Source organism: Rubricoccus marinus, assembly GCF_002257665.1.
GTDB lineage: Bacteria > Bacteroidota > Rhodothermia > Rhodothermales > Rubricoccaceae > Rubricoccus > Rubricoccus marinus.
In genome coordinates, this window is record NZ_MQWB01000001.1 from 742,264 (window position 1) to 756,499 (window position 14,236).

Below are 14,236 nucleotides of genomic sequence, written 5' to 3' on the forward strand. Positions count from 1 at the left end.
CGCCAGAGGCTCAGACCACCAGACCCACCGCCCACATCGCCGCGCCCGCCGCCAGAGGCACGCGGAGGTTGTCGTTGACCGGGATCGGCAGCGCCTCCACGGCCGCGGCCACGACGGCGCCGACGAGGATCTGCGCGAGCGATAGCTCTACGCCCGGCCACTGCGCGAACGCCCAGCCCATGAGCGCGGCGGTGACGATAAACGCCAGCGTGCCCTCCAGCGATTTCGGCGAGCCGAACAGCCGGGTTCTGCCGATGCGCCGGCCCACGAGCGCCGCCGCCGCGTCGCCGATCATCTGCATCGCCATCGCCGAGGCCGCCACCACGGGCGAGAACAGCGCCACGCACAACGCCGCCGCCACGCACATCATCGTCGCGCCGTTGAACACGATGCGCTCGCCGAACGGCGGGATCTCCTCCGGCCGCATCAGCGACGCGAACGCCTTGAGCAGGAAGTCCCGCGCCCAGCGGATCCTCTGGCGGCTCCAGTCCGCCGCGAGCGCGATCACCGCCAGAGGCACCAGCACCCACAGCGAGACCTCGCGCCCGAACAGCAGGATCCCGACCGGGATGACGAGCGCGCCGAGGTGGAGGGCCTTGCGGCGGACCTCGGCGGCGTACGAGATGACGGGGACGTGGTCGCTCATGGAACGCGGGGGGACGGCGGAAGGTAGCCGCCCCTCACTCGCCTCTGGCGCCATGCGCACGCTCCTCGCCCTGCTCCTCACCGTCTTTCTCACCGCCTGCGGCTCCGACACCGACTACGCCGGCGACATGCGCGAGCAGCACGACGGCGAGACGCCAGAGGCCTCTGGCGCGGGTGCGGACGCCGCGGCGCTCGACGTGACGCGCGAGGAGGTGGTCTACGCCACGGTCGATGGCGAGAGCGTAACCGGGACGCTCGTCCGGCCTGCCGGCGTGACGGGCCCGCTGCCCGCCGTCATCGTCATCCACGAGTGGTGGGGGCTCAACGACAACGTGCGCGACATGGCCGCCAAGCTCGCCGCCGAAGGCTACGCCGCGCTCGCCGTCGACCTCTACCAGGGCGAGTCTGCCGACACACCCGACGCCGCGACGGGCCTCATGCGCGGCGCGATGGACCGCTCCGCCGCGCTCACCGATAACCTGGAGCAGGCCTACGCGTACCTCAAGACGGTGCAACAGGCGCCCAGCGTCGCCTCTCTAGGCTGGTGCTTTGGCGGCGCGTGGTCCCTGCGGGCCGCCCTCGCAATGCCGACGGAACTGGACGCCGCGGTGATCTACTACGGCCAGCCCGTAACCGAGTCCGACGAGCTAGCGCCTCTGGCGATGCCCATCCTCGCCCACTTCGGCGAGGCCGACGACTCCATCCCGATGAGCGCCGTGGAGCAGTTCGACAGCGCGCTGGAGGCCGCGGGCGTGGACTACGAGGTGTTTGTCTACACCGACGCTGCGCACGCCTTTGCCAACCCCTCTGGGCAGGCCTACGACCCTGAAGCCGCCGAGACCGCCTGGGCGCGCACGACGGCGTTCCTCGCGGCAAACCTGCAGGCAACGGAGACGACTAAAGCGCCTCTGGCGCCAGAGGCCGTGCACCCGCTCCACCTCCGCCTCGCTGAGGGCTCCCACCGCGGCGCCATGCGCATCGCGGAAGAGGCCGCTGGCGATCCCGAACTCACGGCCGTTCTGGTCGATGGCCTCGCTAGTACAGACCCGGCTCTGCGCAACCACGCCGCCTCCGCGCTCGACCTCGCCACGCGGCGGCACCCCGGTCTGCTCGCTCTGCACGCGGACGCCCTCCTAAGCGCTGCCCGCGCTGACGCCAGAGGCTCCGCGCTCCGCCGAACGCTGCCGCTGCTCCTCGCGAGGATCGCTCTAACCTCTCAGCAGGCAGAGACGGTCCTCGCGCTCGCCCGGCGCCGGCTCCGCGATACGCCGGCCAACGGCACGCGCGCGAACGCGCTCACCGCGCTCGCATCCGTCGCCGAACAGCACCCGGCTCAGCGTGCAGGCCTCATCGCCGAACTCGACGCTTGGTTGGACGCGCCCGAGCCGTCTCTCCGCGCATGCGCGCGGCTCCTCCTCGCCCGTCTGGACCAGCTGTAGCCGCCAGAGGCCTCTGGCGTTAGCCCCAGCGCTCAATGGCCTCGCGGAAGGCCGCCGCCGCCGCTTGCGGGTCCGGCGCGCACGAGACCGCCGTCATCACCGCCACGCCCATCGCGCCCGCGTCCAGGCAGGGCGCCACGCGCTCGGGCGTGATCCCCGCGATGGCGATGACCGGGATGGACACCGCCGCGCACGCCTCGGCCAGGCCGTCGAGGCCCTTGACGCGCGCCGGGTTGGCCTTCGAGCCCGTCGGAAACACGGGGCCGAAGCCGATGTAGTCCGCGCCAGAGGCTTCGGCCTCTTGCGCCTGCGCCGCCGTTGTCGCGGTCGCGCCAATGATGCCGCCCCGCGCGCCGAAGGCGGTCCGAGCCGCCTCAAGGGGCAGATCCGTTTGCCCTAGATGCACCCCGTCGGCGCCCGCGCCGAGCGCGAGGCCAAGGCGGTCGTCTACGAGGCTCGTGGCCCCCGCGTCGCGGCAGGCCGCGATTACGGGGCGCACGTTGACCCAGGCATCGCGTGGAGAGCCCACCTTCTGGCGGAATTGGATGGTCTCAGCGCCACCCGCGAGCGCGAGCCGGGCGAGCGCACCGTGGCTGTAGCGCTGCTGGAAGTGGAAATCCGTCAGGACGTGGAGCCGGCCGATCACAGGGGGAGCAGTCATAGCGTGAAGTTCGCCTGTGCAACGGAATGATGGGGCGGGCGTTCACTCCTTCCCTGGTACCTTCTCTCATGTTCGAGTCCATGCCCAAGCCTCTCCGCGCGCTCGTCGTAGACGACGAGTCCGACGTCCAGATCCTTTTTCAGCAGCGGTTCCGCCGCGAGATCCGGAAGGGCGACATCGAGCTTCAGTTCGCTCTGAGTGGTCAGGAAGCCCTCGAGATCCTTAAGGGCGGCGCCGCGGCCGACGTCGTGGTAGTGCTTTCGGACGTGAACATGCCCGGCATGAACGGGCTCGAACTCCTCGGGCGCATCAAGGAGGAGTTCCCCGAACTGGAGGTGTACATGGTGACCGCCTACGACGACGGCGAGCTCAAGACGACCGCCCTCGCAAAGGGCGCTCGCGGCTACCTCACCAAGCCCATCGACTTCGGCACGCTCAAGGAGGAGGTTTTCGGCCTCGCCTAAGCGAGGCGCCGTTTGCCTCTGGCGCCAGAGGCGGAACCGAGAGCGGCGCGAGGTGTGACTCCACCCTCGCAACCGCTTCTCACAATGGATATCGGCATCGTCGGCCTCGGCCGGATGGGACTCAACATGGCCATCCGCCTCTCGCGCGGCGGCCACCGCGTCCTCGTGAGCAACCGCTCCCAGGGGCCGATCGACACCGCCGTCGAAGCGGGCGCCGAGGGGACCGAAAGCGTGGGGGACCTGATCGGCAAGCTGGAGAGCCCGCGCGTGGTGTGGCTCATGCTCCCCGCCGGGCAGGTCACCGATGACCACGTAGACGAGGCGCTGGAATACTTGGAAGACGGCGACATCCTCGTCGAGGGCGGCAACACGCGCTGGACCGACACCCTCGCGCGCGCCGAACGCGCCAGAGGCCGGGGCGTCCACTACGTCGATGCCGGCGTTTCGGGCGGCGTCTGGGGCCTCGAAAACGGATACTCCATCATGTTCGGCGCGAGCGACCACGCCGCCGAACGGATCACGCCCGTTATCCAGACCCTCGCGCCGTCGCCAGAGGCCGGGTGGGGCCACGTCGGCCCGACGGGCGCGGGGCACTTTACCAAGATGGTCCACAACGGCATCGAGTACGGCATGATGCAGGCCTTCGCCGAGGGCTTCGCGATCCTCGATGCCAAGAAAGACTGGGGCACCAACGAAGCGGGCGACGAGATCACGGCCGACCTCGACCTCGGCCAGATCGCGAGCCTCTGGCGCGAGGGGTCCGTCGTGCAGAGTTGGCTGCTGGACTTGATCGCCGAAGCGCTCGTGGAGCGGCCCGGACTCAAAGCCGTTGCGCCCCACGTACCGGATTCCGGCGAGGGGCGCTGGACCGTTGAGGCCGCCATCGACCTCGGCGTGCCCGCAACCGTTATCGCGGCGAGCCTGTTCGCGCGCTTCAGCAGCCGCGACGAGACGCAGTTCGCCAGCCGCGTCCTTTCGGCTATGCGCGGCCAGTTCGGCGGCCACCCCGTCAAAGGCGACTCTGGCGTGGACGGTGAGTACGCCGACCAGATCTCCGATGCCGGCACGGTCGAGATCATCCCCGGCGGCGTGCGCACCGAGGGCGCCGCCTCCCGCTAGCCGCTTCGCCTCTGGCGCTACCGCCAGAGGCCCGTTGTTCTCCCGCGAGTCTCATGTTTTTGCGCTCCCGTTTCGTCTGTGTTCTCCTCCTCGCCCTCGCGGCCTCTGGCGCATCGGCGCAGCCGTTCGAGTCGTCTGACCTCCCGCTCGTGATCGTGGACGTAGGGCGAGAGATCCCAAACGAGCCGAAGGTGGAGGGCCGGATGCGGATCGTGGACAACGGCCCGGGTGAGCGCAACCGGCCGGACGATGCCGCGACGGGCTACGACGGCCCGATTGGGATTGAGCTTCGGGGCGCGACCTCGCGCACGAAGTACGCCAAAAAGCAGTACGCCGTGGAGACCCGCGACGAAGCGGGCGCCAACCTCAACGTGCCGCTGCTCGGCTTCCCGGAGGAGAACGACTGGATCCTGCACGCGCCGTACTCGGACAAGACGCTCATGCGCAACGTGCTCGCCTACCGCCTCGCGCGCGAGATGGGCCAGTACGCCAGCCGCACGCGCTACGTGGAGCTGATCCTCGACGGAGAGTACCAGGGCGTCTACGTGCTCATGGAAAAGATCAAGCGCGACGACGGGCGCGTGGACATCGCGACGCTCAACCCCGACGAGACCTCTGGCGACGACCTCACGGGCGGCTACATCGTCAAGATCGACAAGCGCTCCGGCGGCGAGCGCGGCGGGTGGCTCTCGCCGGTCCGCGCCCCGGGCTGGGGTGGCTCTGGTCGCCCGCTCTACCAGTTCCACGACCCGAAGCCGTCCGAGATCGCGCCCGAGCAAGCGGCCTACATCGAGAACTGGATCTCGGACTTTGAGCGCGCGCTCATGGCCGAGACCATCGAGGACCCCGCCAGAGGCTACCCGGCCTTTATTGACCTCGCCTCGTTCGTGGACTACTTCCTGCTCGTGGAGCTCAGCAAAAACGTAGACGGCTACCGCTTGAGCGCCTACTTCCACAAGGACAAAGACTCCAATGGCGGCCTCTTGCGCGCCGGTCCGGTCTGGGACGTCAACATCGGCTTCGGCAACGCGGACTACTACAGCGGTGCCGATCCCGAGGGCTGGCAGGTGCTGATGACGCAGGCCGAGGACCCGTTCCAGATTCCGGCGTGGTGGCCTCGCCTGGTCCAGACCGAGAGTTTCCAGAGCGCGGCTCGCGCCCGGTGGGCAGAACTCCGTGCCGGGCCTCTGGCGACGGATTCGCTCGTGGCGCGCGTGGATGGCATCGCGGACCAGCTGGACGAGGCGCAGGCGCGCAACTTCCAGCGCTGGCCAGTCCTGGGCCGCCGGATCTGGCCCAACGAGTTTGTCGGCGAGACGTACGCCGAGGAGGTGGACTTCCTCCGATCCTGGCTCCGCCAGAGGCTCGCGTGGATGGACGGCGAGCTCCTCGCGGAGCCCTAGGCCTCTGGCGGCGCGGGAGTGGTCGGCGGCGCTGGAGGCGTAGTGCTGGAAGCCGCCTCGCGGAGCTCCTCTTCTGTCGGCAGCCGCGGGTTTTTGGGAATGCCGATGCTGCCCGAGAGCAGCACGATCCCGACGAGCGTGGACGCCACGAGCACGACCGGGATAAACGGCCGCGCCGCCTGCGGCAGCACGAGCCAGTCCAGCGCGTCTGCGATGGCGAGCGCGAGGCTGAGCGCGAAGACGACGCCAGAGGCGATCAGGAGGCGGTAGAAACCAGAGGACATGGCCCACGCACGCGCGAGACCCGGCCCGCGTTCTCGCGCGGCTAGCTTTCGTCTGCCCTCCGCCCGACTCATGCGTCTGCTCGTCCTCCTCGCCCTCGCCCTTCTGCCTCTGGCGGGCTGCGCCGCTCAGTCAGTCTCCCTGGCCTCTGGCGTCTCTCCGATCCCAACTGAGAGCCGCCAGCTCGTCTTTGTGACGACGCCGAATTGGAGCGCGACCGACGGCACGCTGCGCACGTTCGAGCGCGATGTCAGCAACTCTGGCGAGCCTGGTCCCTGGCGAGAAGTCGGCGCGGCGACGCCAACCGTGGTGGGACGTAGCGGACTGGGGTGGGGGAGAGGGCTCCACGCGCCAGAGGCCGGAGTGCAGAAGGCCGAGGGCGATGGGCGCGCGCCCGCCGGCGCGTTCGCGCTGAGCGCCGCCTTCGGTTACGCCGACGCCGAGCCGACCGGCCTCCCATACGTCCAGGCCACGCCGACGCTGGCGTGTGTGGACGATGCGGCCTCGGCCTTCTACAACCTCGTCGTGGACGGGGCGGAAGTATCGAAGGACTGGGACTCGCGCGAGCAGATGCGGCGCCCGGACAACCTCTACAGCCTGGGCGTGGTCGTGGCGCACAACGGGCCGGGCATCGCGCCGGACCTGGCGCCAGCGGCCTCTGGCGCGTCGCCCGCTCCGGGCGCAGGCTCGTGCATCTTTCTCCACGTGTGGCGTGGGCCGGGCTCCTCGACCGCCGGCTGCACCGCCATGCCGAGCGCGGCGCTCCAGCGTGTGATGGGGTGGCTGGACGCGCGCGAGCGCCCGGTCCTGGTACAACTCCCCGCGCCAGAGGCGGCGCGGCTGCGCGAGGCCTGGGGCCTTCCGGAGTAGCCTCTGGCGGGATCGCGCAGGAGACGCGCAGTGCGAGACACTGGGCGCCAGAGGCGGAATCCACGCGCGGTGCACGTCCGCACGCGGCGTGTGCGCGTAGCCTCTGGCGAAACACCGCGCTCTGCTATGCCGCTCACGAAAGACGCCGTCCTCGCGGCCCTCTCCACCGTCGAAGAACCCGACCTCAAGGACGACCTGGTCTCGCTCGGGATGATCCGAGACCTCGTCGTTGAGGGCAACGCGGTCGCATTCACGGTCATCCTGACCACGCCCGCGTGCCCGCTCAAGGAGCTTATCCGCCAGCGCTGCGAGACGGCCATCCACCGCGACTGCGGCGACGAGGTGACCGTCGAGGTCCAGATGGAGGCGGAGACGACCACGCCAGAGGCCCAGATCGCGCAGGGCGGCGCCTCTGGCGTCAAGAACTTTATCGCGGTCGCCAGCGGCAAGGGCGGCGTGGGCAAGAGCACCGTCGCGGCCAACCTTGCGGTCGCGCTGGCCGAGACCGGCGCGCGCGTCGGCCTGCTCGACATCGACGTGTACGGCCCGAGCGTGCCGGTCATGTTCGGCATCCCGATCGACGAGAAGCCGCGCGTCAACGAGGAGCGCAAGATCATCCCCCTCGTCCGCTATGGCGTCAAGCTGCTCTCGATGGGCTTCCTGGTGGATCCCAACAACGCCGTCGTGTGGCGCGGCCCGATGGCGTCCAGCGCCGTCAAGCAGTTCGTCAACGACGCCGTCTGGGGCGAGCTGGATTACCTCATTCTGGACCTCCCGCCGGGCACGGGCGACATCCAGCTCACGCTCGTGCAAACGGTCCCGGTGACCGGGACGGTGATCGTGAGCACGCCGCAAGAGGTCGCGCTCGCGGACGCGCGCAAGGGCATCAAGATGTTCGAGAAGACGGGCGTGCCCGTTCTCGGCATCGTGGAGAACATGGCGTACTTCACCCCGCCGGATCTGCCCGACCGGAAGTACTACCTCTTCGGCCAGGCGGGCGCTCAGAAGCTCGCCGCCGAGATGGAGGTCCCGCTCCTGGCGGAGATCCCGCTGGAGCAGGCCACGCGAGAGGCCGGCGACCTCGGCGCTCCCGTCACGGTCCGCGAGCCGGACTCCGTCGCCGCTGGCGTCTTCCGCGAACTCGCGGGCCGCGTCGCGCGCGAGGTGTCCATCCGCAACGCCGAGGCCCCCGCCACGCAACCCATCGAGATCCTGCACCGCTAGGCGCGGCGTTCCGGCCTCTGGCGCTAGAGGCCGGTCCGTCCGCGTTGGTGCGTCAGAACCCCCTCGCGCCTCTGGCGCGTTCACGGAACGGCACCCGCGCCAGAGGCCGCCGCCCCTGCGTATCATCCGACAGCCCCCCAGACCGATGGCCGACGACTCGACCTATTCCGACCTCCTGGAACGCATCGAGACCGCGCTCGACGCCATCCGCCCTTACCTGATGGCGGACGGCGGCTCGACGCGTGTCCACCGCATCACGCCCGATATGGTCGTGGAGCTGGAATTGCTGGGCGCCTGCGGCACGTGCCCCCTGAGCATGATGACGCTGCGCGGAGGCATCGAGCAGACCATCAAGCGCGCCGTGCCCGAGGTGTCCCGCGTCGAAGTGGTCGTGCCCGAGCACGCCTAGCCCACCGGTCCTTCCCTCTAGCGGCGCCTCTGGCGCCGCGTTCGTTTTCCGATCCGCGCAGTCCGCGCGGTCGCCCCCTGACCCACCCGATGGCCGACAGCCCTTCCCGCGCGAGCGGGGAGCCGACCACCGCCGACGACTCGTCCGAGTCGCCGCAGCGAGAGCTCCACCACATCACCCGCATCGACATCGAGCCTTCGGAGGCTTACCCCAACCGGCATCCCACCCATGGATGGCAGGTCCGCGCCCGGCGCGAGGGGAAACGGCTCTCCAAGTTCTTCGCCGATGCCAAGAACGACGGCCGCGACGGCGCCCTGGACGCTGCCAAGGCATACCGAGATCAGCTTCTTTCTGATATGCCAGACACTCCCCAGAAGCCCCGCAAGGCCTGGAGCAACACCGGCGTCGTGGGCCTCTCGGTCCGCGAAAAGGACGAGGGCGCCAAGCCGCGCCTTTACGTCCAGCTCAACTGGATCGACTCGACCGGCAAGCGCAAAGCGGCCTCCTACTCCGTCGAGAAGTGGGGCCTGCGCCGCGCGCTCTGGAACGGGTGCCTGCGCCTCTACCGCGAGCGCCAGGAGGCGGGATACCCCGTCGAGGAGCCGCACGTGATGTTCGCCCGCTCGCAAGAGCCGTTCGCGGACCAGATCCGGGCCGAGCAAAAAGAGGAGGCCCGCTTGGAGGCCATCGCCGAGGCCGAGCGCAAAGCCGCCGAGTACGCCGAGACGCCCGAGGGCAAAATGGAGGCCGACGCGAAACAGCTTAAGAGCGTCGAGGAGGCGCTGTTCGGCAAGGTCTAGCCTCTGGCGGGATCGCTCTGGCGCCAGGGGCCGCACCCAGCTTCTGACGCCAGAGGCTCGGCGTTCTCACGTGTACTCGGTCCCGCCCTTGCGCGTGAGGTAGTTGTCGCTGACCGATTTGAGCTGCACGCGCCCGAGTCCGGGGTCTGTGCACTCAGTCGCAGAGCGCACCAAGACGCCCCCGCGGATGTGCGTCTCGCGCCCTCTCACGGCCTCGCGGCCCGACGTGTACTCGCCCAGCGTGGCGTCAGAGTACGGCCCGCGATACGAGAGAGCCCTCAGGGATGTACACCACGAGGTCGCCTGTTTGATAGCGGCCTTTCACAACGACCGCGCGGTAGCCGCCTACGGCGGCGAGTTCAAGAGCGTCGGCATTCTCGTGCGGCTCAATGGTGAGCCGCGCGATGGGACATTCGGTTCGGGGTATCCCAGACACAACGAAGTAGGAAACGGGACGCCAAACCTCGCGCCGTTTCTCACGCCTTGCCTCTAGCGTGCCGCCAACGGCTCAAAGTGGAAGCCGAATAGACCGACATCGCAAGCCTCTGGCGCCAGAGGCTTGCCAAATTATGGGAGCGAGAACAAAACAACCCACCGGTGCCCCTCTGGACTATCGAGGCGCTCTAGAGCGATGACGGTTGCGGAGGTCAAGCCGTCTGCCTCCAGAAAGGTGTCACCTTGGACGACGTAGGCGCGATCGCCGAGCGTTGTGATACCCAGGGTTTCGCCTCTTATTGGAGATGACCACATCGGAGTGCCGGCGGCTGTCGTGAGCGCGAACGCCAGGGCTAGGGCATCCGTGTCGGAGAGGTCTCCGAAGCTTCTGCCGGGCGGAACGCTCCCAAGTACCTCCGCCAAAGGCAACCGGAGGCCGTCGATCGTGCCTGCAATCCCTTCGGCCTCATCCCCAACGAGACGAATCGCAGCCGAGCCTATCGCTCCGCGAAGGTCTGTGACCGCGTCTGGATGTAACGGGCGGGTGGCACTTTGCCAGTCACCGAGACGGAGCACGCGTTCCAGCGACACAACTGTAGCCTCAGGCGTCGATGTGTCAATTGTCCGACGTGCGTATTCCCATGGAGTAAGACCCCCAACAGCTTCACGGATCGATGCCGCGATGTCCTCTGCTTCCTCAAGCGTCGTGCCTTCGATGCTCATACGGCCTCCTGTGATACGACCGTTGATTCGGGGCGCGGAGAGCACCCGATCCTCAAACACGACCGCCAATGGTTGACCAATCCGATCCCCTGTAATCTCCGCTAGCGTCTTCGACGCCTCTGGCGCGAACGCGAGCGAGACTAGCGGGACCGATGTTAAAGGGTCAGACGTGACGCCAACAGACTCCACGTCGCCAAAGGACAGTTCTAGCAGTAGCTCTCCGACGTATATCGTCTCACCGTCCGGGCCAGGCAACCCTGTCATCCCGGTCGTTTCAGCTAGGTCAGCCCTGAGGGGGTACCACGAGGGAACCACTGCCTCGCGAAGCTCCACTGTGCCGGTTTGAGCACTCGCGCCAGAGACTAGACAGAGCAGAAGAAGAGTGAGAGCGCGCATTGAGTAGGATAAAGACCGGTATCGGGACTTATCTGTGCCCGTAGACTCCGGCGCCAGAGGCTACCGGGACAGGTACAGATTCCGCATCTCGAACGGCCGCGCGATGTGCTCGTCCGTGATGTCGTCCACGAACGCAATCGCCTCACCGGTGGACTTCATCTCTGGGCCGAGCTCCTTGCTCACCTCGGGGAACTTGTCCCACGAGAAGACGGGCTCCTTGACGGCATAGCCTTCGAGCGAGGACTCCAACTCGCCGCTGGCGCGGAAGTCGGCAATCTTGGCGCCGAGCATGATCTTCGAGCCGATGGTCGCGATAGGCACGCCCGTCGCCTTGGCAACGAACGGGACCGTCCGGGACGCGCGAGGGTTGGCCTCGATCACGAACACGTGGTCCACAGGCGCGCCAGAGGCGTCGGGCCGCTTCTGCACCGCGAGCTGCGCGTTCATCATGCCGACGACGCCCAACTCGGTCGCGATCTTGGTCACGGTCTCTTTGAGCACCTCGACGGTCTCGTCGGAAAGTGAGAACGGCGGGATCACGGCCGTGGAGTCGCCGCTGTGGACGCCCGCGGGCTCGATGTGCTGCATCACGCCCGCGATGTGCACCTCGTCGCCGTCGGCCAAGCAATCCACGTCGACCTCGATGGCGTTCTCCAGGAAGAGGTCCAGCAGGATCTCGTTCTTGGGGAAGCGCTCCAGCACGTCGGCCACGTAGCTCGCCACCTCGTCCTTGTTGATCGCGATGTGCATGCCCTGGCCTCCGAGGACGTACGAGGGCCGCACGAGAATCGGGTAGCCGATCTTTTCCGCCGTCTCGACCGCCTCTTCCACGCTCCGCGCCATGCCGTAGGGTGGGAACGGGATCTCCAGCTTTTTGAGCACCTCGGAAAACTTGCCGCGGTCCTCCGCGAGGTCCATCCGCTCGTACGGCGTCCCCATGATGGGCAGGCCTCTGGCAACGAACTGCCGCGCGAGCTTGAGCGCCGTCTGGCCACCCAACTGGAGGATCACGCCGTCCGGGTCCTCGTGGTCCAGGATGTCGGCCACGCGCTCCCAGAAGACCGGCTCGAAGTAGAGCTTGTCGGCCACGTCGAAGTCGGTCGAGACCGTCTCCGGGTTGCAGTTGATCATGATGGCCTCGTAGCCCATCTCTTTGGCTGCGAGTACGCCGTGGACGCACGAGTAGTCGAACTCGATGCCCTGCCCGATCCGGTTGGGGCCCGAGCCCAGGATGACCACCTTTTTGCGGTCGCTGCGCGTGCTCTCCGTCTCGCCCTGGTCGTACGTGCTATAGAAGTACGGCGTCTCGGCGGGGAACTCGCCCGCGCACGTGTCCACGACGCGGTAGGTCGGCTTGAGGCCGAGCCTCTGGCGATGCTCGCGCACGTGCTCCTCGGTCGCGTCGTCCTTGACGAGGTAGGCGATCTGCACGTCGCTAAAGCCGTGCTGCTTGAGCTCTAGCATGGCCTCGTGGCTGATCTCCGCCAGAGGCTGCTTCTCGGTCTTGCGCTCCAGTTCCACGAGCCCGTGGATGGCATCTAGGAACCACGGGTCCACGCGCGTGATGTCGTGGATCTCCTCCACGCTCGTGCCGAGGCGGAAGGCGTTGCGGATCTGGTAGAGGCGGTCCCAGTAGCTCTTCGAGAGCCTCTGGCGGATAACGTTCCGGTCGGGGAGCGGGCGGTCGGCGCCAAGGCCTGAGAAGCCGATTTCGAGCCCCTGCCACGCTTTCTGAAGGCTCTCGCTGAACGTGCGGCCGATCGCCATCGTCTCGCCGACGGCCTTCATCTGGGTCGTCAGCTCCTCGTCGGCGCCCTCGAACTTGTCGAAGTTGAAGCGCGGCACCTTGACGACGACGTAGTCCAGCGCAGGCTCGAAGCAGGCGCTCGTCGTCCCGGTGATCTCGTTGGGCAGCTCGTCCAGCGTGTAGCCGACCGCGAGGCGCGCGGCGACCTTCGCAATCGGGTAGCCTGTGGCCTTGGATGCGAGCGCCGAGGACCGCGAGACGCGGGGGTTGATCTCGATCACGATCATCCGCCCGTCGGCCGGGTTGACCGCGAACTGGATGTTGCAGCCGCCCGCAAAGGTCCCGATGGAGCGCATCGCCCGAATCGCGGCGTCGCGCAGGCGCTGGTACTGCGGGTCCGTGAGGGTCTGCTGCGGCGCGACGGTCACGCTGTCGCCGGTGTGGACGCCCATCGGGTCCACGTTCTCGATGGAGCAGATGATGACGACGTTGTCGTTGGCGTCGCGCAAGAGCTCCAACTCGTACTCCTTCCAGCCGACCAAGCACTCCTCGATCAGCACTTCGTGAACGGGTGACAGCTCCAAGCCGCGCGTCACCTTGTAGTCGAAGTCCTCCGCCTTCCACACGATGCCGCCGCCCATGCCGCCCATCGTGAACGAGGGCCGGATGACGACCGGCTCAAAGCCGAGCCCGAGCCCGCCGTCCTCGCTTCTGGCGAGGTCCTGCGCGATCTCCTTCGCCTCCAAAAGGGACTTCGCGACTTTGGACCGCGCCTGGTCGATGCCGACCGTGTCCATCAGGTCGCGGAAGGCTTGGCGGTCCTCCGTAATGTGGATCGCGTCGATGTCCACGCCGATCACGTGGATGCCCTGCTCCTCCCAGTAGCCCTCTTGGTGCAGCGTGTCGGCGAGGTTGAGCGCGGTCTGGCCGCCCATCGTGGGCAGGACCGCGTCGGGCTTCTCCTTCGCGACGATCTCTTTGATGCTCTTGGGCGTCAGCTCCTGGAGGTAGACCACGTCCGCCGTCATCGGGTCGGTCATGATCGTGGCCGGGTTGGAGTTGACCAGGATCACGCGGTAGCCCTCGTCGCGAAGTGCGCGGGCGGCCTGGGTGCCGGAGTAGTCGAACTCGCAGGCCTGCCCGATCACGATGGGGCCGCTGCCGATGAGGAGGATGGACTGGATGTCGGTGCGCTTGGGCATCGGTGAGGCAGTGGGGAGTGGCCAGTGGCGAGTGGGGCCTCTGGCGAGGGATCTGAATCAGGAAGCGGCGTCGAGGACCGTCCGGGCGCGGGTGCCGCCAGAGGTCGGGGCGTTTCTGCCACTGGCCGCTGGCTCGTTCCTACTGGCCCGTAAACCCGCCGACGGTTTTCTGCTCCTCGCGCTCCAGGATCACGAGCGCGGCGAACTGGACCGGTCCGTCGTAGCCGCCGACGCCGCCCATGGCGGTCGTGGAGACCAGGCGCCAGCCCTCATTGAGGTGGCGCGTGAGGTCGGCGACGTTGCCGTTCTGGCCGTCGGCCTGACAGGTGACGACGAGGGCTTTTTTCTTGGTGGTCGGATCGGTCATAATCGGGGGCTGGCCTCTGGCGGCCGCGGACTGGAGTCCGGGGCGGGCCA

Annotated in this window: 15 protein-coding genes; 8 read left to right on the top strand and 7 right to left on the bottom strand. The window is 67.9% G+C overall.

Annotation, left to right across the window (positions count from 1 at the left end; all coding sequences use genetic code 11):
* Positions 1-10: 10 nt before the first annotated feature.
* A complete protein-coding gene (locus tag BSZ36_RS19205; protein WP_094545826.1) occupies positions 11-646 on the bottom strand; it encodes a diacylglycerol/polyprenol kinase family protein in 636 nt (211 codons plus the stop codon).
* A gap of 52 nt (positions 647-698) precedes the next feature.
* Here BSZ36_RS19205 and BSZ36_RS02900 point away from each other — a divergent pair, with 52 nt between their 5' ends.
* The gene (locus BSZ36_RS02900) at positions 699-2,084 is read left to right on the top strand and encodes a dienelactone hydrolase family protein (protein ID WP_094545828.1); all 1,386 of its coding nucleotides are present in this window, start codon (positions 699-701) and stop codon (positions 2,082-2,084) included.
* A 19-nt stretch (positions 2,085-2,103) separates the two neighbouring features.
* Here the strand turns inward: BSZ36_RS02900 and thiE are convergent, their stop codons facing one another.
* Positions 2,104-2,745: a thiamine phosphate synthase gene (gene thiE, locus BSZ36_RS02905; RefSeq protein WP_094545830.1), complete on the bottom strand. Its 642-nt coding sequence runs from the start codon at positions 2,743-2,745 to the stop codon at positions 2,104-2,106.
* An 80-nt stretch (positions 2,746-2,825) separates the two neighbouring features.
* On the opposite strand from thiE, the gene BSZ36_RS02910 reads away from it, so the two are divergent.
* The 3 genes from BSZ36_RS02910 to BSZ36_RS02920 all read left to right on the top strand — a co-directional run bounded on the left by BSZ36_RS02910 (position 2,826) and on the right by BSZ36_RS02920 (position 5,731).
* Positions 2,826-3,209 (top strand): response regulator, encoded by a 384-nt coding sequence (locus tag BSZ36_RS02910; protein ID WP_094551135.1) that lies wholly within the window; start codon positions 2,826-2,828, stop codon positions 3,207-3,209.
* Between the two features lie 84 nt (positions 3,210-3,293).
* Positions 3,294-4,328, top strand: coding sequence for a phosphogluconate dehydrogenase (NAD(+)-dependent, decarboxylating) (gnd, locus tag BSZ36_RS02915; RefSeq protein WP_094545832.1), 1,035 nt, complete (start codon positions 3,294-3,296; stop codon positions 4,326-4,328).
* A gap of 59 nt (positions 4,329-4,387) precedes the next feature.
* Complete coding sequence (locus tag BSZ36_RS02920) at positions 4,388-5,731, top strand: CotH kinase family protein (RefSeq protein WP_179270984.1); 1,344 nt, start codon at positions 4,388-4,390, stop codon at positions 5,729-5,731.
* Here BSZ36_RS02920 and BSZ36_RS02925 read toward each other — a convergent pair.
* Entirely contained in the window at positions 5,728-6,015 is a 288-nt protein-coding gene (locus tag BSZ36_RS02925) for a hypothetical protein (protein ID WP_094545836.1), read from the bottom strand. The genes BSZ36_RS02920 and BSZ36_RS02925 overlap by 4 nt on opposite strands.
* 70 nt (positions 6,016-6,085) lie before the next feature.
* On the opposite strand from BSZ36_RS02925, the gene BSZ36_RS02930 reads away from it, so the two are divergent.
* From BSZ36_RS02930 to BSZ36_RS02945, 4 genes are all read left to right on the top strand, one after another.
* The gene (locus tag BSZ36_RS02930) at positions 6,086-6,883 is read left to right on the top strand and encodes a L,D-transpeptidase family protein (RefSeq protein WP_094545838.1); all 798 of its coding nucleotides are present in this window, start codon (positions 6,086-6,088) and stop codon (positions 6,881-6,883) included.
* Positions 6,884-7,009: 126 nt separating this feature from the next.
* On the top strand, positions 7,010-8,107 hold the full coding sequence (locus tag BSZ36_RS02935; RefSeq protein WP_094545840.1) for an Mrp/NBP35 family ATP-binding protein: 1,098 nt from the start codon (positions 7,010-7,012) through the stop codon (positions 8,105-8,107).
* A gap of 145 nt (positions 8,108-8,252) precedes the next feature.
* Positions 8,253-8,516 (top strand): NifU family protein, encoded by a 264-nt coding sequence (locus BSZ36_RS02940; RefSeq protein ID WP_094545842.1) that lies wholly within the window; start codon positions 8,253-8,255, stop codon positions 8,514-8,516.
* A gap of 89 nt (positions 8,517-8,605) precedes the next feature.
* On the top strand, positions 8,606-9,316 hold the full coding sequence (locus BSZ36_RS02945) for a hypothetical protein (protein ID WP_094545844.1): 711 nt from the start codon (positions 8,606-8,608) through the stop codon (positions 9,314-9,316).
* Between the two features lie 247 nt (positions 9,317-9,563).
* On the opposite strand, the gene BSZ36_RS02950 is transcribed toward BSZ36_RS02945, so the two are convergent.
* From BSZ36_RS02950 to BSZ36_RS02960, 4 genes are all read right to left on the bottom strand, one after another.
* A complete protein-coding gene (locus BSZ36_RS02950; protein ID WP_094545846.1) occupies positions 9,564-9,752 on the bottom strand; it encodes a hypothetical protein in 189 nt (62 codons plus the stop codon).
* A 131-nt stretch (positions 9,753-9,883) separates the two neighbouring features.
* Positions 9,884-10,807: a SecDF P1 head subdomain-containing protein gene (locus BSZ36_RS18795; RefSeq protein WP_179270985.1), complete on the bottom strand. Its 924-nt coding sequence runs from the start codon at positions 10,805-10,807 to the stop codon at positions 9,884-9,886.
* Positions 10,808-10,930: 123 nt separating this feature from the next.
* Positions 10,931-13,819, bottom strand: a complete 2,889-nt coding sequence (gene carB, locus BSZ36_RS02955) for a carbamoyl-phosphate synthase large subunit (protein ID WP_094545848.1) — start codon at positions 13,817-13,819, stop codon at positions 10,931-10,933.
* 139 nt (positions 13,820-13,958) lie between these two features.
* Entirely contained in the window at positions 13,959-14,186 is a 228-nt protein-coding gene (locus tag BSZ36_RS02960; protein ID WP_094545850.1) for a DUF4177 domain-containing protein, read from the bottom strand.
* Positions 14,187-14,236 lie beyond the last annotated feature (50 nt).